Genomic DNA, 26,291 nt, shown 5'->3' with positions numbered 1-26,291 from the left:
CACTTTTTAACAAATTTTAACACGGTTTTGAAAGGTTTAAAAAGTATTAATTTATTGATAATCAATTCAATAAATACAAAATGGTTATTTTTTGGCTGTATTTTCCTTTAACTAAACAGCCCGGTTTTCCTTTTTGATCAGAAAACCGGGCCGCTGTATATACAAAAATACGAAAATTTCGCCATTAATTTAAATGTCCTGGTTAAGATACCAGCTCCTTATTTTTCCTTAAAGCCTCAGCCATTTTTAGTCCTTCCTGGCGTATTTGCTCTGTACGCACATAACGTTTATCGGCACCTAAGCGCGATTGGGTAATAAAGTCATAAAACATCCGTGTCCATGACCGGGTAGAATCCAAATGCTCATAAAACTCTTTGGTGATTTTATAATAGCGGGGTAAAAACCGGCCGGGGATATTCATGATGTCATGATGTTCGTTATGATAACCTACATTAAAACAAACTAAGTTAAGCCATCCGTAATAGGAATTAGTTTCCTGGCCTTCTTTAAATACAAAATGCTCATGAATAAAATGCCCTGCAGAGGGGTGCAGACTAAAGCCCCACAGCGTTGAAAGCAACAGATAAATAATGGCGATCTTACCCAGGAAAACAAATATCAATACATCTGTGATGATCAGTGTAATAATGTTTGCCCATTCCCAGCGCGTTGGTTTGGTATCAAAACCTCGTACCAAAAAGAGAAAGAATATGTAAAAAAACAACCATACAAATTTTTTAATACCCGATTTACCAACCATCTTAACTTCCCAATGGCTCGGGAAATCATTATCTACCTGCTCGATACCTAAATGCGAGTGATGTTTCATGTGGTGCCTTCTGAAAGCGATAGCCCCTGGTACCAGGACCGGTATATTGGCAATAATTGCCAGGGCCTTATTTTGCGCAGGGGTTTTAAGCATGAGGTTATGGGCCATTTCATGAACAGCCATAGCTGCCCAATGATTCATGGTACCACCTACAACATATGATAACAAAATAATTTGCCACCAATAGGGACCGAAATGAGGGAACCAAACACTTACAGCCCAGGCAAAGGTTAGCTGACCAGCCACAATAAATAAGGTAAGCACCGCGGCCCAGGGATCATAGCCCATTAATTTTTTTACTTCGGGATGCTTTTTTAGTACCTCAACTCTGCGTAGATAGTGGATATCCGGCGTCTGGATGTTTTCAAAAGGAGTGTTACTTTTCATGATAAATATTTAGGTAACACTAATTTAACATTAATAGCTAAAATTGCACACCGTATTTCTACTGAAAACAGTGCGTACAAATACCTAATTAGCAATACCATAAAACACTATCAACTATCCGTTTTAGTCGCCGGCTTTACATTTATGAAATACTTACTTTTTGAAATCTGCGTTTAGTTACCGTACAAAACCTACGGAGGGTAGGTGTATATGAAATAAAATTCCTGAAAACCCTCTTTATTTTCACGTCGTGTGTTTATACTCAATTGAGCTTGAAATCACGAATATTTTTTATGTTTACAAAAAAACAAAACTTAGCTATGAAAGCTTTAAAAACACCCTTATTTACTTTAATCTTTGCATTAGCCGCCATCACGGTAATTTCATGTAAATCAAAAAAACTGGTTCAAAAACCTATACCGGTTGAAAACGAACAAACTTACGCGCCAAAACCGCAACCTGCACCGGCTCCAAAACCTGCACCAAAAGAAACTCCGCCGCCACCACCGGCAAAACCAAACTATAACTTTAGCAATATCCAGTTTGAGTTTAACTCAGCTGTGCTAAGAACTTCATCTTACCAAACACTTGATCAGGCTGCAGCCGAGATGAAGAAAGATCAAACCGTAAAATTTGTATTGAACGGAAACGCATCTGCCGAGGGTACTCCTGATCATAACATGGAATTATCTGTTGAACGCGCTAATTCGGTAAAATTATATCTGGTAAACAGCGGTATTAATGGCGACAACCTAAGCGTAAAAGGTTATGGCGAAACCAAACCAATTGCAGATAACAGCACAGAAGACGGCAGGGTATTGAACCGCCGTGTAGAGATCAAGCTTAATAACTAAGCTAATTCAACCAAATAAAAAGCCCGGTAATATAAATTACCGGGCTTTTATGCTTTATAGGGGCAACCATTAAGCTTTTTAACCCGTAATGAATAGAGTCAAGATATTAGAGTCAAGAATCAAGATTAGAAAGCGCAGCAGAGTAGAACACTTACTTTGATTGTTACATTTTTCTGTCCTGATTCCTGACTCTTAATTCTTGATTCTTGACAAAATGAAGCATATTATTAAAGGTATTTTAACGCTGCTGAACCCGCAGGAGAAAAAACAATTGGGCAAACTCATCCTGCTCGATCTGTTGATCAGCGCGCTTGATATTGCTTTTCTGGGAGGGCTTTTGCTGGTGATTGGTTTTTACACTTCCACCAAAACCATTAATAACGGCTTTGCTTTTTTACCGGCAAATTGGTTCAATAAAAATTCCATATTGCTCATCAGTGTATTCCTTGTTCTTTTCAGCCTTAAAAACTGGATAGGCTACCTGATCATGCGTTTTCAGCATCATTTTTTTTATGGTGTGGCTTCACGCTTGTCTAAAAAGAACATCATCCATTATCTGAAGTCTGATTACCTGAACTTTGTTAATGTCGATTCCTCCATCCATATCCGGCAGATCAGTCAGCAGCCTATTGAATTTAGTCATTACATCCTCACTAATGTGCAGCAGGTTATTTCGCAGGGTATCCTCATTTTATTTACGGTTTGCGCTATACTCATTTATCAGCCCACACTGTTTTTATTATTGCTGCTGTTGCTATTGCCCCCGGTAGTTTTACTGGCTTACTTTATCCGGAAACGGTCGAAACAGATCAGGGTAAGCACCAAACAGGCCAGCGAAAAAACCATCCAGCACTTACAGGAATCGCTGGCCGGGTTTGTAGAGAGCAACATTTATAACAAAAGCGACTTTTTCACCAATCGTTATCATAGCTATCAGCAACAGCTGAATGATAACCTGGCCGGACAACAAACTTTACAGGCTTTGCCATCGCGATTGGTAGAGATCTTCGCGGTACTGGGTTTCTTTATACTGGTGCTGATCAACAGATACTGGACCGATAAACCGGTAATTGACCTGCTGACCATCGGCGTTTTTATGGCTGCCGCCTACAAGATCATCCCCGGTATTATTAAAATACTGAACAGTACCGGGCAAATAAAAACTTATGAATTTACGCTGAATGATCTGCTGAAAGCCTCACCTAAATCCTCTCCAAAGGAGAGGACTTCACATGACAGTTCTTTTAGCCCCCTATCCTTTGGAGAGGGCCGGGGTGAGGCTCCAATCACTTCCATCAATTTCGATAATATCAGCTTCCGGTATAAAGATCAGGACATCTTAAAAAACATCAGTTTTAGCACAGATAAGGGCGATCTGGCGGGTATATCAGCTGTATCAGGCAGGGGTAAAACAACGCTCATCAACCTGTTATTAGGATTTCTGGTACCGGATGCCGGTGATATCCTGATCAATAACCAGGCGACAGATACTATCGCCTTAAAACAGTACTGGAGCAGGATAGCTTATGTAAAACAACAGGGCTACTTTATTCATGATACCATCCTTAAAAATATTACGCTGAGCGATGAGGAAAGCGATCCGGAAAAACTGGCTGAGGCCATCGCCGTTTGCGGACTTAACCCATTATTGAATGGCAATGCCGAAGGATTGTACCGGACGATCCGGGAAAACGGTAAAAACCTGAGTGGTGGCCAACGCCAGCGCATCCTGCTTGCCCGGGCGCTTTACCATGATTTTGATGTACTGATATTAGATGAGCCTTTTGGCGAAATGGATCAACAAGCCGAGGAAGCTATTTTAATACAACTGCAACGATTGGCCGCTTTGGGCAAGATCATCTTTTTTATCACCCATAATACCACAAGTCTTGCCTATTGCAACAAACTGATAACACTGGAATGATCAAACAAAAAACCATAGTGATATTGAGTCCCGGTTTCCCGGCTGATGAAAACGATACTACCTGTATACCGCCCATGCAGATTTTTGTAAAAGGGCTAAAGCAAAATAAACCCGGCTTGCACATCGTAGTGGTGAGTTTTCAATATCCGTTTAAGGCTTCACGGTATCATTGGAATGGGGTTGAAGTTATAGCATTGGCAGGCAAAGGTAAAGGACAATTATACAGGTTAATTACCTGGCGGCGTGTATGGCAAACGCTCAAACAATTGCATAGCCGGTATGAACTGATGGGCTTATTGAGCTTTTGGATGGGCGAAGCCGCTTATATGGGTAAACGTTTTTCAAAAAAATACAATTTGCCGCATTATACCTGGCTGCTTGGCCAGGATGCCAAAGCGGGTAACCATTACGTAAAACAGGTAAAGCCCCAGGCCGGGGAGTTAATAGCGATATCTGATTTTTTGGCCAAAGAGTTCAGGATAAATTATCAGATACAACCCGAACATACCATCCCTACGGGTATTGATACCGCGCTTTTTGCTGAACAGCCTGCTACCCGGGATATCGACATTATTGGGGTGGGCTCGCTTATTCCGCTTAAGCAGTACAATTTGTTTATCCAAGTGGTTAAAAGTCTGACAAGTCAATTCCCACAGCTAAAAGCGGTGATCTGCGGCAAGGGGCCCGAAATGGAGAATCTTCAAAAACAGATCAGCAGGTTAAAACTAGGGAATCATATTGAACTCAAAGGAGAGCTATCGCACCCTGAAGTTCTGGCATTGATGCAGCATTCAAAAATACTGTTGCATACTTCGTCATACGAGGGTTACAGTACAGTTTTAAGTGAAGGCTTGTATGCAGGCTGCCATGTGGTGAGTTTGGTTAAGGGGATGGATTCTCGCCCGCCACAGCATCATGTGCCTGGGAATGCCGAAAATATACCCGGCATAATCAAAAGCCTGCTCCATGACCCCAATTTGCTGCACGAACCCGTGCTGGCTTATCCGGTAGAAACCATAGCCACCCGGGTTGCCGCCTTATTTGGTTGTTAAAAATTTCACAGATGTCATTTCGAACGAGGTACGAGGAGAAATCTCTTACGCTAAGCTCATGTATTATGCAAGGTGTATAAGGTTTATCGGTCATGCAAGTTGCAGAAGATTTTTCACTTCGTTCAAGAGATAGTTTCTCCTCGTACCTCGTTCGAAATGACATGACTTTGTTATTGAATGTCAGGCAGATCTAGTCATTACCTGCCCGCAAATATCCACCAGATCATCAGCTATGTTTTTAAAAGTGAGATTTTGCTGAAAGTAATGCAAAGTATTATCAGAAAGCTTTTTTTGATCTATGTTATTTACAGTGTAAAGCAACCTGGCCAGCGCATTTGCATCACCGGGTGGATATAAAAAGCCGCATTGACTATTGCCTGTTAATTTTTGATAAGGAGGGATATTGGTGATCAGCGGAATACAGCCACAAGCCATTGCCTCCAGCAAGGCGTAACCACTGCCTTCTTTATGACTGCCAGAGATATAAAAATCAGCGGCACTATACCAGTACGGTAATTCGTGGTTAGCAACCCTGCCCACCAATACCACCGCGTTTGAAAGCAGCTTACTGGAAGCAAACAAGGCCATCACATCATTGATCATATCCTCGCTTTGATAAATCATGTACAATTTGGCCTCAGGTTTTATTTGCAGGTATTGTATAAAGGCTAATAAAACGGTAATGGGGTCTTTATTAGCGTTTAACCTGCCCACCCACAAAAAGTTGTTTTCACCTTTCATTTGGATGCGTTCCTTGCTTATTTGTTTGTCTTGTTGTATGAAATGAGTAGATGCTTCCAGCAGTTCAAATATGTTGGCATCGGGCTTAATGATGTTTCTCTTTTTCCAGATCCCGGCATTACCCGCCGCTGTAAAAATAAAAGCATCGGCAAAACCACAAGCTAATTTTTGCAGCCAGCCTTTGATCCCACTAAAGGGCAATTCACCATGATGTTGGATCATGATCTTAAAACCGGAGCCACAAAACAATCGCAGGAAGATGACCTGCAGTGGAAATACGAGTCCCTGTACCAATACGATATCTGGCTTCAGTTTTTTGATATAACGATGCGTTTTTAGCGTGATTGACCAAAAGCGGTTGCGACCTTTAAAAAAATGATAGGGGACGCCATCTATCTCTGTGTGCTCTTCAAAAGAAGCGTGCTTAACAAAACTAAAATCGATTTTATCAATGAGGTAGGGTGCAAAAGCCAGGGCAGGAGAATGGTTCTCCGACACCTGGCCGGCATGAGTATAGTTGAGATGTGCGTAATAAGTAAGATCAACCAGCTTTATCACCTTTTATAAGATTTGATGATCAATAAATTCTATCGGGAAACTAAATTCGGGCAGGTATGCGTGGATCTGTTCCATCAGTTCTCCCAGGTTGCCCTCCACATATTTATACACTTTATTTATCCTGATGAGACTAAAACCACGTCCCTTTAACTCAGAGGCCAATTGCGGCATTAATTCCTGGTCAAACAGGCGAATATTACCCTGATGCATAACCAGGAGCAGATCGGCAGGACTAAGGTCGTAAAAATGAGCAAGCCCGGCCGCCCCGTCTTTTCTGCGGGCTATCATCAGGTCGGCATCTTTTCCTTTCCTGATCTCGCCGGTATTCATCTTCCATACTTTTGCGGCGTTACTGTTTAAAGAGTGGTATAATTCATCATCGGTTAGCAAACCTGTTTTACGGGCCATCGCGATGTGATCCCAGATATTCCAGTTGCCAGTCAGGGTTGAGTCGGTACCAAATAAAATGATGGTATGTTGTTTTAACTGATGAACAGGAGCAGTTTTATTGAGCAAATAATAGTTCGACTCCGGGCACCAGACAATACCTTTAAAACTCGAGGCCTGTTTGGTGGTCATGGCCACAGCATGTATCCCAATTAAAGACCGGCGCCATTTATTCCAGCGGATAAGGCTGTCAATTTCTGTTGAAGCAGCCTCATCGGTTCCTTCGCCAATATGTATCGCTACAGGTAAATGCTTCTTTAGCGGATTGTTCAGTTTCAGTTTCCATAGCTTTTCAAAACCAACCGAATGCAGATCATGGGTTTCTTCGTAAACCGTGATGGGGGCATCATCAATGATTAATTGTTCGCCATGATTAACAACGGTGGTAACCCCGCAAAGTAAATTTTTATACATACCCCAACGGATGCGCAAAGACAAGGGCACCTGCAATATTTTGGTTATTTCGGGTTTATATTGTTGATGGATATAAGCGCCCCATTCGGTATAATTTTTATAGGTACGGTTACCCAATTGCGGGAAAAGGTTAAAGTCCAGATGATCATGAGAATTGATCAATCCCGGAAAGATAAGGGCATCATCAAAACTTAACTGTAAGTCGGCAGTATTCCCGGCAATTGGTACGGATGTTACCTCCCCAATTTTACCTTTGTTGATCCCGACGTTTACATTCAGTTCGCCATCAGCCAACCGCAGCCCCTGGAGTATCATTATCCCTTTTTTAAATGAATACCGTAGATCACCGGGAAATCTTTGTACTTTTCATATACATGCAGGGCATTTTGTTTGGCATAAAAAGGTTTCATGGTTTCATCTACCTTGATCTCTTCCTGTATAAGCAGCTCAAAATTATTCCGGGATAAAGCGTCTTTAATGGTATAAATGGGGTGTACGTAATTGCGCACGGCCATCACCGAGTTGTTATGCTTAAATGTCCGTTTACCGCCAAATGCCAGTGTATGGGGATGAAAATCGGTAATGATGATCTCGCCGCCGCTTTTTAATAACCGGCTCCAAGCCTGCATAGCTTCATCAATATCTTCAATATGTGCCACCGTAAGAGTAGATATGATCACATCAAAAGACTCGTCGGGGATGTTGGAGAACAAGTTATCTGTAATGAAGGAGGTATGAGCCTGCGGATATTTTTCATTCAGCTTTTTAAGCATCCCGCCGGATACGTCGAAACCGGTTAAACTGGCGGGTTGTTTACCAAATATCAACGGCCAGTGCCTGCCGGTACCACAGCCAATATCGGCTACTTGTTTATTTTTGATATCAACATTACTTATAAGCTGCGAAAACAGTTTGCCATCAAGATGCAGCATCAGGTTATCGGGCTGGCTGTCATAGTTTTCGGCCCATATATCATAGGCCTCCACCACGCTTTTTTCGGTTACTGCCGATAATGATCTTTTGTTTTGTAAGTAGTTTTTTATGGTTGCCAGCATGGTATTGATCTTTATTATAATACGATGTAAAATGGCCTAAGGTTGCCCGTACTTTTTTTATTGCTGCCGCAGGCAACCCCCATACAATACGCAGCGTATTGTATAATGAACGGTTTACATTTTTTATGATTTAGGGTTGTGTGAGCGATGGGGGTAAAACCCCATCGTTTATCATAAAAATGAACACGCAGTTTTAGTTAATGTATCCGTGCGGTATAAAATTAATATAAAATAATAGGTATGAATAAGGTATTGCTGTACAATCCCAAAAGTGCTATAGCTAAGCACCGTATCCCTAATTCCATTTTAAACATCGCGGCCTCTATCGAAGGCAAATATGAATGGGTCATCGTTGATGGAAATTGCGAAACAGACCCACTAAAAAAAATAGAAAGTTATTTACAAACCGGTGAGTTCGGGTATCTCGGTTTTACGGTAATGCCTGGGCCACAGCTCAGGGAGGCTATTCCGTTGTCAAAAACCATTAAGGCGAAATATCCATATACCACGATGATCTGGGGTGGATATTTCCCGTCTAGCCAGCCAAAAGCGGTATTAACTTCGGGTTTTGTTGACTTTATTATCAACGGCCCCGGCGATCACGCTTTTCCGCAACTGATTGAGGCATTGGAGAATCATAAACCCTACGAGTTTATCAAAAACCTTATCTATAAAGCCGATGGCAAGATCACCAAAACTATCAAAGAAGATCTGATAGATCAGGATTCGCTGCCGCCATTACCCTACGATAAGTTGGATACTTTTTATTCCATCGGTAACAGATACCTGGGTAAAACGTACCTGGGTAAGCGTACAGTAGCTTATCACTCCAGTATTGGCTGCCCCTTTACCTGTTCATTCTGCGCGGTGGTACCTATTTACGAAGCCCGCTGGAAGGCTAAATCGGCCAAAACAGTTTATACGGATATTAAATTCCTCAAAGACAAATGGGGCGCCGACGCCATTGAGTTCCATGACAACAACTTCTTTGTATCCGAAAAGCGCACTGTTGAATTTGCCAAACTGATAGAACCCGAGAACATGTCGTGGTGGGGTATGGCCCGTATTGATACCATGGATAAATTCAGCGATGCGTCGCTTGCGCAGATACGTAAAGCCGGCTGCAAGATCATATTTTTTGGCGCCGAAAGTGGTAACAACGATATTCTGGAGCAATTAGACAAAGGCGGCACACAAACCGGCGAACAGATCGTACATTTCGCGGAGCGTTTAAAGCAATTTGATATCATCCCCGAATATTCTTTTGTATTAGGCACACCGGCACCAACACCCGAAAAGGTACAGGCCCAGATTGATTTTGAGATCAATTTTATAAAAAAGGTTAAAGCGGTTAACCCGCGCACCGAAATTGTACTGTATACCTACACACCGGTACCTACCGAAGGCTCCGAGTTATATAAACAGGTGCTGGAACAGGGTTTTGCATATCCGCAAACACTGGAAGACTGGATGAGCCCGGCATGGGAAAATTTTGACCTGCGGAAAAATCCGCTTACGCCATGGCTAAAACCAGAAATGATCGACAAGATCAGGAATTTTGAAACCGTACTGAATGGGGTTTTTCCTACGGTTACCGATATCAGGCTGAATGATTTGAAACGAAAATCAATTAAGCTTATATCAAGCCTGCGTTACAAAGCCAGTTTATACAAGTACCCGTACGAAATAAAGCTGCTTCAAAGATATTGGAAATACCGCCAGCCGGAGATCCAGGGTTTTTAATTGTTTTAAACTTTGAAAGAAACGGTAACAAATATAGCCCCCAACACTACTCCAATTGCTGATGAAGCTTTACTGGAGGAGATGTATATTGCCATACGCGAAAAGGAGGGCAGAACCTATACTGATATAGAGGTAGCCCAATTGCCACTTATTAACGCAGGGCATCCATATTACCGGGAATGGAAGGTGAGGCAGCGTTCCGCTCAGCGGTTAATCAATCACCTGGAAGAAATGAACCGGCCGCTCAATGTACTGGAAGTTGGCTGCGGTAACGGATGGCTTGCAGCAAAACTGGCTGATATACCTAACGCCCGCGTTACCGGCATTGATGCTAACCGCATTGAAATTGAACAGGCTAACCGCGTATTTAAAAAAACGAACCTGAAATTTATTCATCAAGGTTTTAATGAGAACACCTTCACAGGGAAATTAAAATTTGATGTGATCATATTCGCCGCGTCCTTATCGTATTTCCCATCTGTACGAGCCGTTATGGCCAACGCATTTGCGCTGCTGAGCGACCATGGAAAAGTACATGTGCTCGATACACCCTTTTACCATCAAAAGGATATCGAAATATCGGCATTAAGATGCCGGAATTATTATGAGAAGATGGGTTTCGCCGCTATGGCCGATCATTATTTTCATCACCATATCGGTAAAATTCAGGATTTCAAACATAAAGTGTTATTCAATCCGACGGGCTTCTGGAACAGGTTGATCAAAAGAGATGTTTTTTATTGGATAATGTTAAAACCCTAGTTATGGCAGGTCAGTCGTTATATCATACTTTTAAGCGCTACCGCACGCTGCAAACACACCGGATATCAGCATTACCCATTGTGATATTAATGCCGCACAGCGCCTGTAATTGCCGTTGTGTGATGTGTGATATCTGGAAAGATAATAAAAACCTGAAGCAATTAACCGAGGCGGATATCAGCGGTTTATTGGTATCCCTTAAGCAACTGGGCACCAAACAGGTGCTCATGTCAGGTGGCGAAGCATTATTGAACACTAATTTTTTTGTACTATGCCGCATTCTTAAAAATGCCGGTATCAAAGTAACGCTGCTAACTACCGGTTTATCCATAAAGAGTAATGCCGAACAGCTGTTAACCTGGGTGGACGATCTGATTGTTTCTTTGGATGGTGACGAAGCTTTGCATGACGCCATCCGGAACATCCCCAATGCCTTCCGTAAGCTTAAGGAAGGGGTGGAGCATATCAAAAAACTAAACCCGGCTTACCGTATTACCGGTCGTACGGTGATACACCGGCTTAACTACCGTAACTGGCCGGCCATTATTGCCGAATCAAAAAAAATGGGGCTCGACCAGGTGAGTTTTTTACCTGCCGATGTAAGCAGTCACGCTTTTAACCGCCAGCAAGCCTGGGAAGAACCCAAACAGGATGAAATACTGATAGCCGAGCGCGAGCTACCCGAATTAAACGAGGTGATCAATTACCTGATGACCGAATATAACGCCGAATTCAATAATGGTTTTATTGCCGAAAGCAGGGAGAAGATCAGGGACATTTATCATTATTATGCCGCTTTTTATGGCTTAAACGCCTTCCCTTATAAAAAATGCAACGCGCCCTGGGTATCAACAGTTGTTGAAGCTGATGGTACTGTGCGGCCCTGTTTCTTTATGGAATCGATGGGTAATATCAGGGATACCCCGCTCAACCAGATTTTAAACAGCGACGAAGCCATCGCTTTCCGCAGGGCATTGGATACTTCGGGTCATCCAACCTGTGTAAAATGCGTTTGCTCGCTTAATCTGTCGCCCTTAACCAGTGTAGCTTAACCTATGGAACAGTTAAATCATATACTTTTTACGCATTCTTATTTTTTGCGTTTTGATCCCAAACAATGGGCCCAGGGACAGCCATATCCACCATTGGGCACCTTATATGCCGCCTCATTAATGCGGCAAAATAATTATAACGTATCACTTTTTGATACCATGTTCAGCCATTCCCCCCTGGAGATTGCAAACCTGCTGGACAAAACCCGTCCCGGCTTTTTTGTGATCTATGATGACGGCTTTAATTACCTCACCAAAATGTGCCTCACCAATATGCGCGAGGCCGCTTTTGCCATGTGCAAACTGGCCAAAGAGCGGGGTTGTACAGTAATTGTTTCCAGCTCCGACTCAACCGACCGTTTCAAAGAATATTTACAGGAAGGCGCTGACTTTGTGATCATTGGCGAGGCAGAACATACTTTATTGGAACTGGTTACAGCCATAAAAAACGGAGAAGATTTTTCGCATATACACGGCCTTGCTTATCTCCAGGATAAGGCCCTGGTTAAAACGCCTGGCAGGCCGGTGCTTAAAGATCTGGATAGTTTACCCTTACCCGCCTGGGACCTGGTTGATATTGCTCCATACCGCGAATGCTGGCTGCAGCATAAAGGCTATTTCTCGCTCAATGTAGGCACCACCCGCGGTTGTCCTTTTAAATGTAACTGGTGTGCTAAGCCTATTTACGGTAATCGTTATAATTCGCGCAGCCCCGAAAATGTGATCACAGAATTGAAGCTGATGAAGCAAATGTTCAACATGGATCACATCTGGTTTTGTGACGATATTTTTGGTCTAAAACCTGGTTGGGTGGTTGAATTTGCCAAACTGGTAAAGCAGGAGGGCCTTCAGTTCAGGTACAAGCTGCAATCAAGAGCCGATTTGTTGCTGGAAGATGAAACCGTTGAGGCCTTAGCCGCTTCGGGCTGCGATAATGTTTGGATCGGCGCCGAGAGTGGTTCGCAAAAAATACTGGATGCTATGGATAAGGGCACAACCATACAACAGATATACACCGCTACGCAGATGATGAAGAAGCATGGTATAAAACCATCCTTTTTTATACAATTTGGCTATCCGGGTGAAACCAAAGCCGATATCATGCAAACCATCCGTATGATCAATCGTCTTTTACCACATGAAATTGGTATCTCGGTTTCGTACCCACTGCCCGGGACATTATTTTATGAAAAAGTAAAAGCCGATCTGCAGCAAAAAACCAACTGGACAGATTCCGACGAGATGGCGCTGATGTTCAGTAATACCTTCAACCCGGCTTATTACAAACAGCTGCATAAATATGTGCACCAAAACTATCACGCGCACCTCGCCAAGCATAACCTGATACAGCTGCTCAGTAATCCTTTTAAGCCAAGCGCAAAACGCCTACGGAAAGCCGCGTCGGTTTTATACCATGCACCGGCTATGATGATTGAGCGGTTTAAATTAAATCAACTGGAAAAAGCATCATGACAAGCGGGATCATCATAGCAAATCATAACGAAACCGATGCCTCGACCGCTTTTAGCCGCCAGTCGGTAATTTTTGATGAGATCTACTCTAGTAATACCATTGTTAACTATAAAAGGGCAAGGGTACGGCAGCATGTTTTAGAATACCTGGCACCCAACAGCAGTCTACTGGAGCTTAACAGTGGCACCGGCGAAGATGCCTTATTCTTTGCCCAAAATGGTCACAGGGTACACGCTACTGATATATCAACCGGAATGCAGCAGGTATTGCGTCAAAAAACAGAGGCTTACCGAGACCGGATCAGTCAGGAAATTTGTTCTTTTACCCAATTGGATCAATTACAGAACCAGGGTCCTTTTGATCACATATTCTCCAACTTCGGTGGCCTCAATTGTACCGGCGAACTGGATAAAGTGCTTTTATCCTTTGACAAGCTTTTAAAACCCGGCGGCAAGGTAACCCTTGTGGTTATTCCCGGATTTTGCCTGTGGGAAACACTGTTGGTTTTTAAGGGAAAATTCAAAACAGCTTTCCGCAGGTTTTTTAGTAGCAAGGGGCGTACCGCGCATATCGAGGGTACGCATTTCAAGTGCTGGTATTACAATTCATCGTTCATTATCAAAACCTTACAGCAATCATATAAAGTATTGAATGTAGAGGGTCTTTGCACTATTGTGCCACCATCATATATCGAAGGCTTTGCCGAGAAGCATCCCAAAGCTTATCAATTCCTAAAAAACAAGGAAGATAAATTAAAAAGCCAATGGCCCTGGAAATACATGGGCGATTATTTTATTATCTCGCTGGAAAAGAAATAAAAGGGGCAGGTATTCAGAAGTATTAACTCCTATAAAAAATTTACTTGCGCTCGTTTGCAACGAGTGCTTAATGTGGTTAAGCGATTGCATCGCGACTAAAAAATATTCCTTATTTTAGTGGAAACCTTATTCCATATGTCGCATCAATACCGTGTCAGAAATCCCGAAGAAGTTTATTTCGTTACTTTCACCATTGTCGATTGGGTTGATGTTTTCACCAGACCCGCATATAAGCAGCTTATAATCAAATCTTTAATTTATTGTCAGCAACAAAAGGGCTTGGAAATTTATGGTTATTGTTTGATGACAAATCATTTGCATCTGCTTATTTCTGCCAAACACCCTGCTACTTTACCAGACATCATTCGTGATTTTAAAAAACACACCAGTAAGGAAATAGTTAAGCTAATACAAAACGAATCTGAAAGTCGTAGGGATTGGATACTTTATCGGTTTCAATACCATACAAAATATAGCAGTCGTGTTCAGGATTACAAAGTATGGCAAGATGGTTATCATGGAATAGCCTGTGACAACTCCAGCATACTTTCACAAAAGTTGGATTATATTCATAATAATCCTGTACGGGCTGATATTGTTATTATACCTGAACATTATCAGTATAGTTCGGCTGCAAATTACGCGGGTGAAGATGGATTAATGGAAGTGGTGTTGTTAGATTTTGGTTTCGCGTTATAAACGCTAACCCACATTAAGCACTCGTTGCAAACGAGCGCAAGTAGATCTTAGTTTTTACCTGGTCAAGTATTTATAGTAACGTTATACAGCAAAGGATAATATTAATTATCTTAGTATAAATAACTAACTATGAAAAGGAAACCTGCAAATTTGGGCTTGATATGTTTATTGATCGTTACGATTATATACGCCAGCTGCAAACCTGCACCGGTGATTAAACACAACGGCGAAAAGGACCTCATATCTTTTAAATCCGTAGATGGCATCAGCTATGCGGAGATCAGCCGCCGACAAAAAAATGGCCTTTCCTTTAACCAATACGGTTTTCAGTTAGAACCTCAGTGGAAACTAAAATTTGTTTCTGATGATTCAGTTAGTATTTATAGTTATGACAGAAAAGCCTTTTTTAACTTTCCACTTACCCGTGGCTATGATTCTGTTTTTAATACGATCGGAACATGGTTAAAATTAAAAAAGATGAGTAAGGATAGCCTGGTACTGGAGGTCTTGAAATCGGAAGCCGATTCAGTAGATATTACCGGTGCAGGGGTTTACATGACCTTTTACGCTAATAATTATATTCAAAATGTATTGCATACTGATATTGCAACACTCCGGCAATCAAGTCATAGGGATAGCCTGTTTATCAAGTCATTAGTAAATGAGGCTAACAGCGACTTTAAAAAAGCCTTTGCCGCCCGACAGCCTGCAGTTTTAGTTAGTAGAAGCCCTGCAATAAAAGTAAAAAAGTGGAAGGCGGAGGGGGATATCCTGAATAACTTTGACACCTCTGAGGATTATTTTGATCCTGCTTATAGTGTTACGATCAACAAAGCATACGCAAATTTTTTCTACTCATTTAGCGTATATGTTGATGATAAAGGACAAATGCATTATGGCAAACCGTTGACCGGCTTTACAGACCAGGGATATGAGGATGACTATATACGTTTATCCAAGGCAGTATTGAATAATTACCTTAAACATTACCTACAGGCAATTCCTGGTAAAACTTTGAACATGACTCATACAAGTCTTATTAGGATTTATGTAGAAGGCAAAGCCGATGCACTGGCTATGCTCAGAAAAAATAAAATCAGGATGTAGTGTTCACCTGAACTCGTTGCAAACAAGCGCAAGTAGGCCTTTTCATGTCCATTATTTATTAATTCGCTACGCTATGCTGATTTTCGACCAGCAATTGCGCTATTCGTGTTTCGTAACGACTGATCAGGTTAATTTGGAAATTCTTTGGATCGGGTTTGGCATAGTGCTTACCAGTTGCCATGGCCAGCAACATACCATGATCGTTTAGTCTTTTTTCACGGGTTTTCTGCTCCCAGCGGCTGGCCGTTATCCTCATTAATTTATTATCCAGCAATTCGCCCAGACGATTGTTCAATAACCACTCTACGAGGCTTTTTAGCGGCCGTTTGCTTAGGGGTTTAGCTGTTGATACCCGCATAATGTGATTGGGCAGGTAATTACGCGTCCAAGCATTAGCGGCAAAAAAATCGGCAAAGGTAGTATCACCCTGTATCGGGATCAGGGTAACAACCTCTGTGGCTGTGTATATATTCTTTTCGGCAATTTCCAGTTGCTGCTCATCTATATAATAATTCATACAGAAGTAATGCTCCCGGTTAACCAGGAAGGTCAATTTTTTTAGAAGGTGCATCAGCGTGCGGGCCACCCACATCCGGTTGGGGGCGGTAACAATAAACAGATCGATATCTGACTCGGCATCAGCAAAATTTTTAGACAGCGAGCCCGAAATGGCAATACCGCGCACATAGGGGAACCTGATGAGAATATTACCCACTTTGCGTGCCGTTTTTATCATTTCGGCTGCTTTCTGGTTCCCATCATTTCTTCTTTTAATGAGGTATGGATCATTCTTTAAGGTATAGAACCTGTCGAATCGGTAAATTAGCCGACAACCCACAAGACAGGTCATGGCCATATCAAATGCTATTGGGTCACATTTAACAGGCAGAAACAAACCTATCTCTTCCCGCGTAAGCGGATAGTTGAACACATCGAAGTAAGCCAGTGTTGCTAATATGTTTTTTTTGATCTCTGCCACGGTGCTGTGTATTTAGTAGTATACTATTATGACGTAACAGCCAATACGTTGGTTGCCAGCGAAATTAAATAATCATCAGTTTTTTGCTGCTCTTTAATAATTGTTTCGTTATCAGGAGCCGAGAGCATAAAAAAGGAGAAGAAAAAGCTATAAAACATCACGCCTTTATCCACATCCAGTATATTTTCGGTAACCGACACAACAGCTATGACCAGCATGAAGCTGATGAATAAAACATCTTTTCTTTTGAAGGCTATTTTAAAGCCGTAAACCAGTGTCAGCAAATAAATAGTCAATCCCCAGATACCTGATTTCAACAGGAAACTGAGATACTGGTTATGAGAATTTAATCCTTTGAGGAAAGAGCTGTACAGTTTTGCATCATAAAAATCGTCTTTCAGCAAACTGATCTCAGAACCTGATCCGTAGCCCATTAATGGTTTATCTTTTATCCGGGCTGCGGCAACCCGCCAACGTTCCAGGCGCGAATCTGAATTCCGGGGGATGGTTTTATCTGTTGAAATATCTTGTTTCAGAAGAGTTACATAGCGATCCCTGAATGTTGATATGCTCAAAATACCTGTGATACCTATTACGGTGACTACCAATCCGGTGAGCATATACAGCCGCCTTTGTTTGCCCTTTAGTAAATACCAGGGGAGTACCACATTCCCAACCATAAAAAGGATAACCAATATGGATTTGGAACTTAGCTGAACCATGCCACCTACCAGGATAAGGCAGCTGATGATGCATCCTGCTTTTAATAATCGGGATGGTATCCCTTTTATTAAAATGGATAATAAATAAACCAATGCTATAACCAGCTGGAATGAAAAAAAAGTAGCATGAATATTTATCGGCCCCGCGAAATTATGATTGGTAAAACCCTCGCTAAAAATGGCACGCAATGGCATATGGTAAAACCTGATGGTTATCAAAACTACCGCGAACAGGTAAAAAATAGTCAATGTACAAACCAGCGAAAACGCCAGCAAAAGCTTTTCCCGGTACTTTTTCAGATCAAGGCCATTCAATAAAAACACAACCGGGAACAGCAAAAGTGGTATCCGTAGCGTCCATTCGGTAAAGGCCGCTTGCAGATTGGTGGTATAAAGGGTAGCAATGATGGTAACAAACAAAACAGAAGGCAGTACCAGCAGTTTAAACGAACGCAATGATCGTAAACGGCCCTTATCCAGGTGAATAAGGGTATGTAACGTAAAGCTGATCAGGATGATATGGCTGTAAAAAAGATCGAACGGTAAACTTGCCATGAGCAACAGCACATGGTAATAGCTGATCTTATTGGCAGCGGTATCATTGATGAGCAATAATTGCTTCATGATTGGCGTGTTTATAGCTTTCAACAATAAATTCCTCGTATTGGTCAATCACCCTTTCCCAGTTAAACTGGTATTGGATCTTATACAGGTTATTCATCACCATACTTTTTTCCGGATCTTTCCGCTGCACAGTTTCTACCAGTTCCTGTACTTCGCCGGCATTTGAAAAATAAAAAGCGTCGGTATTCAGCACCGACTTGTTGAATGGGTTGTTGTGCGCGGCAATAAGAGCTTCGCTGGCCATAGCTTCCAATAACGACGGATTGGTACCACCAACACTATGCCCGTGAAAATACAAGTAAGAGTTATTTTGTAACGACCGTACTTTGGGGGTATCAAAAATGGCTCCTTTAAATTCTATACGCTCGTCGTTATTAAATTTATTGGTAATATATTTACCAAAGCGGTTGCCGGTATCACCCAAAACTTTAAATTTCTTATCTGAATTGCTTTTATTAAAGCCATCTAAAATGGTTTCAATATTATTTTCGGGCTCCATGCGCGCCATCAGCAAAAAGTAATCCTCTTTTAAGGCTTCACTAAAGTCATACTGTTCTCGTTCCAGATCTGAGTAAACATCGGCACCATAAGGAATGTATTCGCTGTTGATATTATATTTATCTGCCAGGTATGATTTGATCACCCTGGAGTCGGCTACATAATAATGACTGTATTTTACGGCCAGTTTTTCGGCATATTTTAAAAACTGCTGTACCGGTTTGGAGTATTTTGACCTTTTCCACTCCATGCCATCCATGTTGGTAATGATGGTGCTGTTTTTGGGATACAGTTTACCCCAAACCGAGCTGCTGGTATAACCCATGATCAGTACTACATCAAACTTATTTTTGCGGGCATCCAGCAGGCAGTTCATATCATAAATAAACTGTCCGGCGGTACCTATCAGGTATTCCGGGTCGTAACAGTGTTTTATCTCTACGCCGTTCCAGCTATCCTGGGTATACGGATGGTTGTGCGAATTGTAAACGGTTACCGAATGCCCGCGTTTTACCAAACCGGCCGAAACATATTCAGATATATGCTCAAATCCGCCGTAATAATTGGGGATGCCCCGGGTACCTAATATGGCTATACGTAATTTCATGGCTATAATACTGATTGATATGCTTTTAATGTTTGTGAAGCGGCCTGTTTCCAGGTGTATTGTTTTAATATGCGGTGCCTTAAAGTTTCGTTATAAGGGGTGCTGCTCGCTTTTTCAACAGCAGCCAGGATACTTTCAGGTGACGACGGATCGCAATAAAAAGCGTCGTCGGCAAAATACTCGCGCACATCGCCTTTGTCGCTGGTTACAATATTGCAGCCCATGAGCGCGGCTTCTATCGAGCTCAAGCCGGTGGTTTCAAACCAACTGGGAAGAATATGGACTTTTGCACGCCGGTAATATTTTACCAGTTCCTGTTGCGGAATATGATCAATAAAACCAACGTTTTCCGCGGCTATTTCACGGCATTCCTGATAATAGGCCAACTGATTGGGGGCATGTGTACCGATGAGCAGTAAACGGTAGGAGGTATTGTTCAAGGCGCGTATCAGGTTCAGCTGGTTTTTGATCCCCTCTATGCGGGCGGCGCATATCACCAGTTTTTCATCTTTTTTGATCTCCGGGTCATACTGAAACATGTTCTGATCGGCACCGTTAGGTACTACCAGGTGTTTTACTTTGCGTTCGTACGATTGGATAACCCGGCGGTATTCGGATTCCGAATTGGGCAGGATCATGGCGGCCCGGCTCAGTATATTCTTGATGCTTTTACGCTGACCAAGCCAGGTATAAGACAAACTTGCCAGGCTATCGCGCCCCAGCAGGTAACGGGCTATGGATTTAATGTATTCAATGGTATCGGTCGACAGGTAACGCAGCAGCCTGCCTGCGCCTTTACGGTGATATTTATCGTACTCACCATAATTGCACAATATGGTGGATACCACATAAGGCTTACCGGCCTTTTGGCTATGGTACAGGATATCAGCCGGGCGGGTAAGGTTAAAAAAATGCAACAGGTCGTAATGATTGTAATGGATACTTTCATTAGCCAGCCTGATATCGGCGGTAATGCCCATTTCTGTTAAGTGACGGGCCGTTTGTACAGCCTGAATCGTGTCGCCGCCGGGTACGGTGTATATTGTTGACCGGGTTATAAATGCTACTTTGATCATTGTGCCTGCCTCCCGGAAGTCATTTTATGTAACCACGTCACCAGTTTTTCTGGCAGGTAGCTAACAGTGTATAATAGGTAATTATCCAACCGTAAGGGTGATATGCTGATAGCCTTGGCTACATGCAAGCGAGCCTTTTGCGGATGGTAATTATTGACCAGTAATTTTTTGGCGCATAAAGCGTAATAAGAGCCATGTTTAACCTGGTGCGAGTATTGTTTTTCGCCCATTTCGGTTAGTTGGCTGCCCTCATCAGATGTGATGACCCTGCTTTTAAGTGTGGCATATTTTATTTCGAGAAACCTTCGTGGGCGCCACTTTTCGTCAATAGTGATGGATTCGGGGTTTAACCTCAGTTTTATTAATGGTTGCGAAAAATTATATGCCTTTTGACCTTTAAGAATGTTTACCCATAAAAAATGATCCTCATAGGTATAGGCATATTCATTATAACCACCTGCCTTTACGATCACCTCTTTTTTATAGCATACGGTGGAGTGTATAAACGGGCAAACAGAAGATGCCAGCTGCTGAATATCTTCATTATTGATAGCCGGCGGGGTGGAGGTAAAAAGATAAGTACCCTCCATATCCATGTAGTCGGCTGCGGAGCCTATAATACTGTATTCGGGATTATTTATCATAAAATCATATTGTAGCAGCAAGCGCTCGGGATGACAAACATCATCGGCGTCAAACCGGGCTATGTAAGGGGCGCGGGCATATTTTAACCCGGTATTCAAGGCCAGGGATACCCCTTTATTGTCCTGGTATATCATCACTATCCGGGGATCGGTAAACGAATTGATCACATCGGCGGTATCATCTGTCGATCCATCATTAATGATCAGGAGCTCAAAATCGGTAAACGATTGCTCCAAGACTGACCCGATAGCATCCGCGATGTATTTACCCGCGTTATAGGCAGGCATTAAAACCGTTATTTTGGGTGTGTCAAAATTCATAACCAGGGGGCTTAACGGTTTGATTTTCTTTGATATTGAGCAATAAGAGCAGCTCAAAAAATACTATTACCGATAGTTGTTCAAACCAGTAATCGGTAAACAGCACGGCCAGCATTAAAAACAAAATGGGCAAGCCATAAGTAAGCTTTTGATAATGTTTGGCAAAAAAGCCCACATAAAATATTATAAACAAAACAAGGCCGATTACACCGTACTCGGCAAGCAATTGATCATAAACCGAGAACGGGCTATTGGTTAAGGAATGAAGACCTGATCGTCTGCTAAAGAAATTCAGGTACAGATCAAGGTGATTGACCAAAAAATCATGATTGATATAAATGTTACGCGAAGGATAACCACCTGCAAAACCCAATCCTGCCGCACGGAAAGCGATCTTTGATGAAAAATTGCCCATGCCAACTCCGGTTAAAGTCTTGCTCAAATGCCCGCGAAACAGGGCGGTAGTTTGCAAAAAACCTATAGTCTTGCCGGGTAATCCGGGAGTATAATTATCATTTCCGGATATAGGCAAAACGGCCTTGTGTGCCTTTATAAAATCCAGCAGTTGTAATTGCTCAACCGGTGTTTCCTTTTTGCTTTGGTGGTAATCGTCGTTAATATCAGGTTCGGTAACAGCTACACGACCGCCATTGGCCAGGTAAACGTTTTTTGCATATTTGGAGCGTTTGCCCACCCTTATCGAATCCAGTATTTTACCAATGCTATCCAGATATAAAGTAGCTATCTTTTGTTTATGTTCCTCAGGCGTCAGCGTGTTATCGGGCCTGTCTGTAATACGTAGGTTTGTTGTCGTATTTACGGGTGGTTCAACGGTATTTACAGGTTTATTTTTATGAAATACATATACCAGCGTTTGAGCAGCATATTTGTCATTCTGCGGCGATATTTTCGCCATAAAAACAATCAAAAAGACCAGACAAACTACAACAAGGCTTTTTTGATAGCGATTGGTTTTAAAAGCAAACAGCAACAGCAATATGGGTAATAAGGCCAGATTAATAAAATTACTGCCCGTAAGCAACAACGTAGCCATGCAAACCAAAAGCATTACCGCGTTTTTTCTGATCAAAAAGTAAATTACACCAAAGGCGTTCAGTGTGGCATTGGTAATGGAAGTATCAAAGGTTATCCCCTTGATATAATCGCCGGTATTAATGAAGTATTTCTGATATTCTCCCTGGTAGGTATAGGGATTGATAGCATGTGTTTTTAAAATGATAACAACAAGTGTCAATACTGATATCAGGGTATTTACAATAAAGAAAACCGATATGGTTTGGTGTACTATTTCGGGCGGATTGCTATCAACAGCCAATTTAACCTGGTGTATGGCCAATATGCACAGGAGCCAAAAACCAATACCGACAAATAACATGATGTTGTAATTCCCGTTGACATAATCTTTATAGATAATCCAGTTAACTAAAGCAATGACAATAATCAGCGGATAAAAAAGCGGCAGGCGGGAATCCTTAAACCGAAAACCGAATTTGAAATTGAACTGCCATAAGCTAAACAGAATAATAACCGGAATTTTTACGGCCAGCTTTACATTTAAAAACAACAGCAAAAAGGTGAGTAGTCTCCAATCCACCTTATCCTTTATTTTATCCGTATAAAAAGCCACTGCTTTGGTCAACATTCTCCGGTTTCTTTATAATCATTACGACCTGAAAATGGGATTGGTTGCCTGAGTTATTTTAAAAAAGAACCAAGAGACAAAAGTCAAGAATCAAGAAAGATGATACCTTAAATTGACTTTGCGCTTGATTTAACAGGTGTTTTTATCTTAACTCTTGATTCTTGGCTCTTGGCTCTCTGTGTTTACCAGCATTTTGCGGATATCTTTATAGTCGACGGTTTGGATTTGCCGTGTTAATATTAAGGTTAGAAAGTAAAAGACTGCCGAAGCTGTTAGGGCAATCCAGAAGTTTTGAAACAGTAATTTGGCTATTAAGCCACTGGTGAGTGCGCAAGTGGTGCAGGTTAATAAAATAAGCAAGCTGTTATGCAGTGCCGTTATTTTATTTTTTGAACTAAACAAAATAGCCTGTACAACGCAGGATGCTAAAAAAGCAATAGCCGCGCCCTCGTTTTTAAAAAAGGGGATAAGCAGCAGATCGCCGGCCACATTTACACCAAACGTTATCAGGAAAACCTGCAGGATCATTTTTAACCGGTTTTGTACAAAATTTATCGTCCAGAAAAAATTCATCAGGTATATGAACGGCAGGCATAATGACAAGATGAAAATGGTATGGCTATTTACGGCTCCATATTTCCCCCTGGTGATGTGATCAATAACCGGATTCCAGCACATGTTTAACAGTAAACCAGTAAATGTAGCGATGACCATCTCTGCCCGGATGAGCAGTTTGAGGTTACCTCCATCATAGCTTTCATTTTTAAACAATTGGGTAAACCTGGGTATTAATAATGGGGCTATGGCCAGCAGGGGTAAGGTAGAGATCTCAAATACTTTGTAGGCAAAACTATACTCGGCCAGTTTTATAGCTGATACCATAAAGCCGATAAACAGCCAGTCGAACCGGGCCAGGGCCGAGGTGATCAATACTACACCCACCTGAGGTAACGATTGCCTGACTAACAAACCGTAGTCTGCTTTATTCCAGCGCGGCGTGATAGAAATATTGATGTATTTTTTGAACAGGAAGATAGTGAATAACAATTCCAGCGTATCACCGGCTACAAACACCCACATGGTATTGGTAATGCTTAATAAATGGGTTACAGCCAGCACTACCAGCGCACAACCCCTTACTACATTTGACACCACCAGCATATAAGCCAGCAGCTTAAACCGCTCCATTCCCCCTGATACCTGTTTCAGTGGGGTGGAAAAGAAGATCATCAGTTTACCGGCACCAATAAATAAAATAAGGCGATAAAGTAAGGCATCGCCTGTAAAAAACAGTTTGCCCAGTAACAGGATTCCGTAAAATAAGATCCCGGTAAAAACCACATGGAATATATAAATGGACAGTACGCCACGGGTATCATCACCATTAGCTACCTTTTTAACCACCGTTTGGTCGATGCCAAAAGAAAGAATATTGAATGCGGTAAATACTACCGTAAGCGCGAGATTAATGAGCCCAAAACTATCCTTATCCAGATTTACGGAGAGCACATAGAACATTAACACCCCGAACAATTGATTGATTACCAATTGCAGTGTATTGGCCGAAAGATTTTGAATCAGCCTTTTTTTCATGGGCGGCGCCCTGCTTTATTCGGTATGGGCATTAGCTTTAAATTCATATGCCATAACAGGTGCTTCATATAGGTTTTTCTTTTGTACGGGATTCTGTATGGCTTTATCCAGATAATAATATTTTAACCAGGTGTTTTTAAAGGCCATCCGGGCTATGTTCCAGCCTTCTTTTCCATCTAAAAAACCTAATAAAAATACATAAGCTTTTACAAAATGGAACAAGGGAGCCAAGTATAATTTTACCAGGCTGGCTTTTTTACCACTTTGCAGATATTTTAAAGCGCTCAGCTGAGCGTAATGAATGGTTTTGGCTTCATGCTCCTGCGCGTTTTTAACCGAATAATGATGCAAATGACCGCTCAATTTTTTAACATGCATATTTTGCGGTAGGATCAATGTTTCGTGCACGGGTGGTTCTGACCATTTTACCCGGGTACGGTTAAATAACCTGATATGATGATCTCGGCCCCAATTGCCAAAGTTGATGGCTTTATTACCGTAGTAGGCCTTAAAAGGTATATCATAAACGGTATTACTATCGTCAAGTTTTAGCTTATTGATGGATGTAAGCAAGGCTGTATCAGGGATCTCATCAGCGTCGATACTTAGTATCCAGTTATAGCGGGCAAGCGCAATACCCTTGTTTTTATTGGCTCCGTAACCGTCCCAACTTTTCTGATAAACCCGGCAACCATTCTCTATTGAAATATCAATGGTATGATCGGTACTATCGTTATCAACCACAATAATATCATCGGTTAGCTGCCTGAGCATCGTGATGCTGCGGCCTATCATTTCGGCTTCGTTTTTAGTAATGATCACAACTGAAACAGGTACCATGGCAGATAATTAAAATTTATCAAGCTTTTACAACACCATCAGCAGAACCTGGATATGCCCGCAGGTTCTAACATAGGCGTCTATTAATATATCGTAGCTTTGAAGCAAAGGGTTGCCCGGCGTATAAAGAATTGTCGTTTTATTTTAATATTTTATGATCTAAGCCCTGTTAACCAAAGAAATAGTTTGCAGGAGCTCAATTTTGAATACATTTGTAGAGTGATTAGTCAGTTTATATATGGATAAGTCAGCATCAATTCTTTCAGCAGCCTTAAAATTGTTTGTACAATACGGTTTTCATGGCACGCCTACCAGTAAAATAGCAGTCGAGGCAGGTGTATCCAACGGTACGCTTTTTCATTATTTTAAAACCAAAGACGAGCTGGTAGTAGCCCTGTACAACCAAACAAAAGAGGAGCTGAACGAGTACCTGTTTGAAAAGATCAACCAGGGCGAAATCTTTAAAGACAAGTTCAGGAATATGTTTGTGTACTCATTAAAATGGGCAGTTGCACGTCCGGAAGAGTTCTTTTTTCTTCAACAATTCCATTTTTCGCCGCACCTGGCCTTGGTTCCGGCCGAGGATATAGCCAAACATTCCCGCCAACATACGCAACTTTTAGAGGGTGCCGTACAGGCCGGAATATTTAAAAATTTGCCCACCGAGCTGATCGCTACGCTTGCCTGGAGCCAGATCAACGGGATGTATGAGTTCCTGGTGAAATGTGACCTGTGTGCAGACAAACAAGAACAGATCATTAACGAAGCATTTGACCTCACCTGGTTAATGTTAGTCAACCCAGCATAAT

The 26,291-nt window shown here is 41.9% G+C and carries 23 protein-coding genes; 11 read left to right on the top strand and 12 right to left on the bottom strand.

The annotated features are described in order from the left end of the window. Positions 1-202: 202 nt before the first annotated feature. A complete protein-coding gene (locus AC57BQ_RS07790) occupies positions 203-1,216 on the bottom strand; it encodes a fatty acid desaturase (RefSeq protein WP_496405738.1) in 1,014 nt (337 codons plus the stop codon). A 320-nt stretch (positions 1,217-1,536) separates the two neighbouring features. Between AC57BQ_RS07790 and AC57BQ_RS07785 the strand changes: the two genes are divergently transcribed. The 3 genes from AC57BQ_RS07785 (at position 1,537) to AC57BQ_RS07775 (ending at position 5,046) form a co-directional block, all read left to right on the top strand. Then, positions 1,537-2,070 carry an OmpA family protein gene (locus tag AC57BQ_RS07785; protein ID WP_496405737.1) on the top strand — a complete coding sequence of 178 codons (534 nt, stop codon included), beginning with the start codon at positions 1,537-1,539 and terminating at the stop codon, positions 2,068-2,070. Positions 2,071-2,284: 214 nt separating this feature from the next. After that, on the top strand, positions 2,285-3,994 hold the full coding sequence (locus AC57BQ_RS07780; protein WP_496405736.1) for an ATP-binding cassette domain-containing protein: 1,710 nt from the start codon (positions 2,285-2,287) through the stop codon (positions 3,992-3,994). Next, complete coding sequence (locus tag AC57BQ_RS07775; RefSeq protein ID WP_496405735.1) at positions 3,991-5,046, top strand: glycosyltransferase family 1 protein; 1,056 nt, start codon at positions 3,991-3,993, stop codon at positions 5,044-5,046. Before AC57BQ_RS07780 ends, AC57BQ_RS07775 begins: the two co-directional genes overlap by 4 nt. 180 nt (positions 5,047-5,226) lie before the next feature. On the opposite strand, the gene AC57BQ_RS07770 is transcribed toward AC57BQ_RS07775, so the two are convergent. From AC57BQ_RS07770 to AC57BQ_RS07760, 3 genes are read right to left on the bottom strand one after another with little or no spacing between them, the layout of a single operon-like run. Then, positions 5,227-6,345 (bottom strand): glycosyltransferase family 4 protein, encoded by a 1,119-nt coding sequence (locus AC57BQ_RS07770; protein WP_496405734.1) that lies wholly within the window; start codon positions 6,343-6,345, stop codon positions 5,227-5,229. 3 nt (positions 6,346-6,348) lie between these two features. Then, the gene (locus AC57BQ_RS07765; RefSeq protein WP_496405733.1) at positions 6,349-7,521 is read right to left on the bottom strand and encodes an amidohydrolase family protein; all 1,173 of its coding nucleotides are present in this window, start codon (positions 7,519-7,521) and stop codon (positions 6,349-6,351) included. Then, positions 7,521-8,261 (bottom strand): class I SAM-dependent methyltransferase, encoded by a 741-nt coding sequence (locus AC57BQ_RS07760; RefSeq protein ID WP_496405732.1) that lies wholly within the window; start codon positions 8,259-8,261, stop codon positions 7,521-7,523. The genes AC57BQ_RS07765 and AC57BQ_RS07760 overlap by 1 nt, the downstream gene beginning before the upstream one ends. Positions 8,262-8,501: 240 nt before the next feature. Between AC57BQ_RS07760 and AC57BQ_RS07755 the strand changes: the two genes are divergently transcribed. The 7 genes from AC57BQ_RS07755 to AC57BQ_RS07725 all read left to right on the top strand — a co-directional run bounded on the left by AC57BQ_RS07755 (position 8,502) and on the right by AC57BQ_RS07725 (position 15,915). Beyond that, positions 8,502-10,004, top strand: a complete 1,503-nt coding sequence (locus AC57BQ_RS07755) for a B12-binding domain-containing radical SAM protein (protein ID WP_496405731.1) — start codon at positions 8,502-8,504, stop codon at positions 10,002-10,004. 12 nt (positions 10,005-10,016) lie between these two features. Then, positions 10,017-10,766, top strand: coding sequence for a class I SAM-dependent methyltransferase (locus tag AC57BQ_RS07750; protein WP_496405730.1), 750 nt, complete (start codon positions 10,017-10,019; stop codon positions 10,764-10,766). A gap of 2 nt (positions 10,767-10,768) precedes the next feature. Further along, positions 10,769-11,818, top strand: coding sequence for a radical SAM protein (locus tag AC57BQ_RS07745; RefSeq protein ID WP_496405729.1), 1,050 nt, complete (start codon positions 10,769-10,771; stop codon positions 11,816-11,818). 3 nt (positions 11,819-11,821) lie between these two features. Next, on the top strand, positions 11,822-13,291 hold the full coding sequence (locus tag AC57BQ_RS07740; protein ID WP_496405728.1) for a B12-binding domain-containing radical SAM protein: 1,470 nt from the start codon (positions 11,822-11,824) through the stop codon (positions 13,289-13,291). After that, a complete protein-coding gene (locus tag AC57BQ_RS07735; RefSeq protein WP_496405727.1) occupies positions 13,288-14,109 on the top strand; it encodes a class I SAM-dependent methyltransferase in 822 nt (273 codons plus the stop codon). The genes AC57BQ_RS07740 and AC57BQ_RS07735 overlap by 4 nt, the downstream gene beginning before the upstream one ends. A gap of 117 nt (positions 14,110-14,226) precedes the next feature. Continuing rightward, positions 14,227-14,808: an REP-associated tyrosine transposase gene (locus tag AC57BQ_RS07730; RefSeq protein ID WP_496405726.1), complete on the top strand. Its 582-nt coding sequence runs from the start codon at positions 14,227-14,229 to the stop codon at positions 14,806-14,808. Positions 14,809-14,937: 129 nt separating this feature from the next. Then, entirely contained in the window at positions 14,938-15,915 is a 978-nt protein-coding gene (locus AC57BQ_RS07725) for a hypothetical protein (protein ID WP_496405725.1), read from the top strand. Between the two features lie 58 nt (positions 15,916-15,973). On the opposite strand, the gene AC57BQ_RS07720 is transcribed toward AC57BQ_RS07725, so the two are convergent. From AC57BQ_RS07720 to AC57BQ_RS07685, 8 genes are all read right to left on the bottom strand, one after another. After that, a complete protein-coding gene (locus tag AC57BQ_RS07720; protein WP_496405724.1) occupies positions 15,974-16,894 on the bottom strand; it encodes a nucleotidyltransferase domain-containing protein in 921 nt (306 codons plus the stop codon). A gap of 26 nt (positions 16,895-16,920) precedes the next feature. After that, complete coding sequence (locus AC57BQ_RS07715; protein WP_496405723.1) at positions 16,921-18,240, bottom strand: O-antigen ligase family protein; 1,320 nt, start codon at positions 18,238-18,240, stop codon at positions 16,921-16,923. Then, positions 18,215-19,345, bottom strand: a complete 1,131-nt coding sequence (locus tag AC57BQ_RS07710) for a DUF1972 domain-containing protein (RefSeq protein WP_496405722.1) — start codon at positions 19,343-19,345, stop codon at positions 18,215-18,217. The genes AC57BQ_RS07715 and AC57BQ_RS07710 overlap by 26 nt, the downstream gene beginning before the upstream one ends. A gap of 2 nt (positions 19,346-19,347) precedes the next feature. Then, positions 19,348-20,421: a glycosyltransferase family 4 protein gene (locus AC57BQ_RS07705; RefSeq protein ID WP_496405721.1), complete on the bottom strand. Its 1,074-nt coding sequence runs from the start codon at positions 20,419-20,421 to the stop codon at positions 19,348-19,350. After that, positions 20,418-21,386 (bottom strand): glycosyltransferase family 2 protein, encoded by a 969-nt coding sequence (locus AC57BQ_RS07700; protein ID WP_496405720.1) that lies wholly within the window; start codon positions 21,384-21,386, stop codon positions 20,418-20,420. Before AC57BQ_RS07700 ends, AC57BQ_RS07705 begins: the two co-directional genes overlap by 4 nt. Next, positions 21,376-23,049 carry a hypothetical protein gene (locus AC57BQ_RS07695; protein WP_496405719.1) on the bottom strand — a complete coding sequence of 558 codons (1,674 nt, stop codon included), beginning with the start codon at positions 23,047-23,049 and terminating at the stop codon, positions 21,376-21,378. Before AC57BQ_RS07695 ends, AC57BQ_RS07700 begins: the two co-directional genes overlap by 11 nt. A 147-nt stretch (positions 23,050-23,196) precedes the next feature. Next, positions 23,197-24,642, bottom strand: coding sequence for an oligosaccharide flippase family protein (locus tag AC57BQ_RS07690; RefSeq protein ID WP_496405718.1), 1,446 nt, complete (start codon positions 24,640-24,642; stop codon positions 23,197-23,199). A gap of 15 nt (positions 24,643-24,657) precedes the next feature. Next, positions 24,658-25,482, bottom strand: coding sequence for a glycosyltransferase family 2 protein (locus AC57BQ_RS07685; protein ID WP_496405717.1), 825 nt, complete (start codon positions 25,480-25,482; stop codon positions 24,658-24,660). A 238-nt stretch (positions 25,483-25,720) separates the two neighbouring features. Between AC57BQ_RS07685 and AC57BQ_RS07680 the strand changes: the two genes are divergently transcribed. Next, complete coding sequence (locus AC57BQ_RS07680) at positions 25,721-26,290, top strand: TetR/AcrR family transcriptional regulator (RefSeq protein ID WP_496405716.1); 570 nt, start codon at positions 25,721-25,723, stop codon at positions 26,288-26,290. Position 26,291: the final 1 nt, after the last annotated feature.

The sequence above is a fragment of the Mucilaginibacter sp. BGA-UO-ETr-C110 genome, from assembly GCF_059567985.1.
This window is presented reverse-complemented; position numbering and strand designations above follow the sequence as displayed.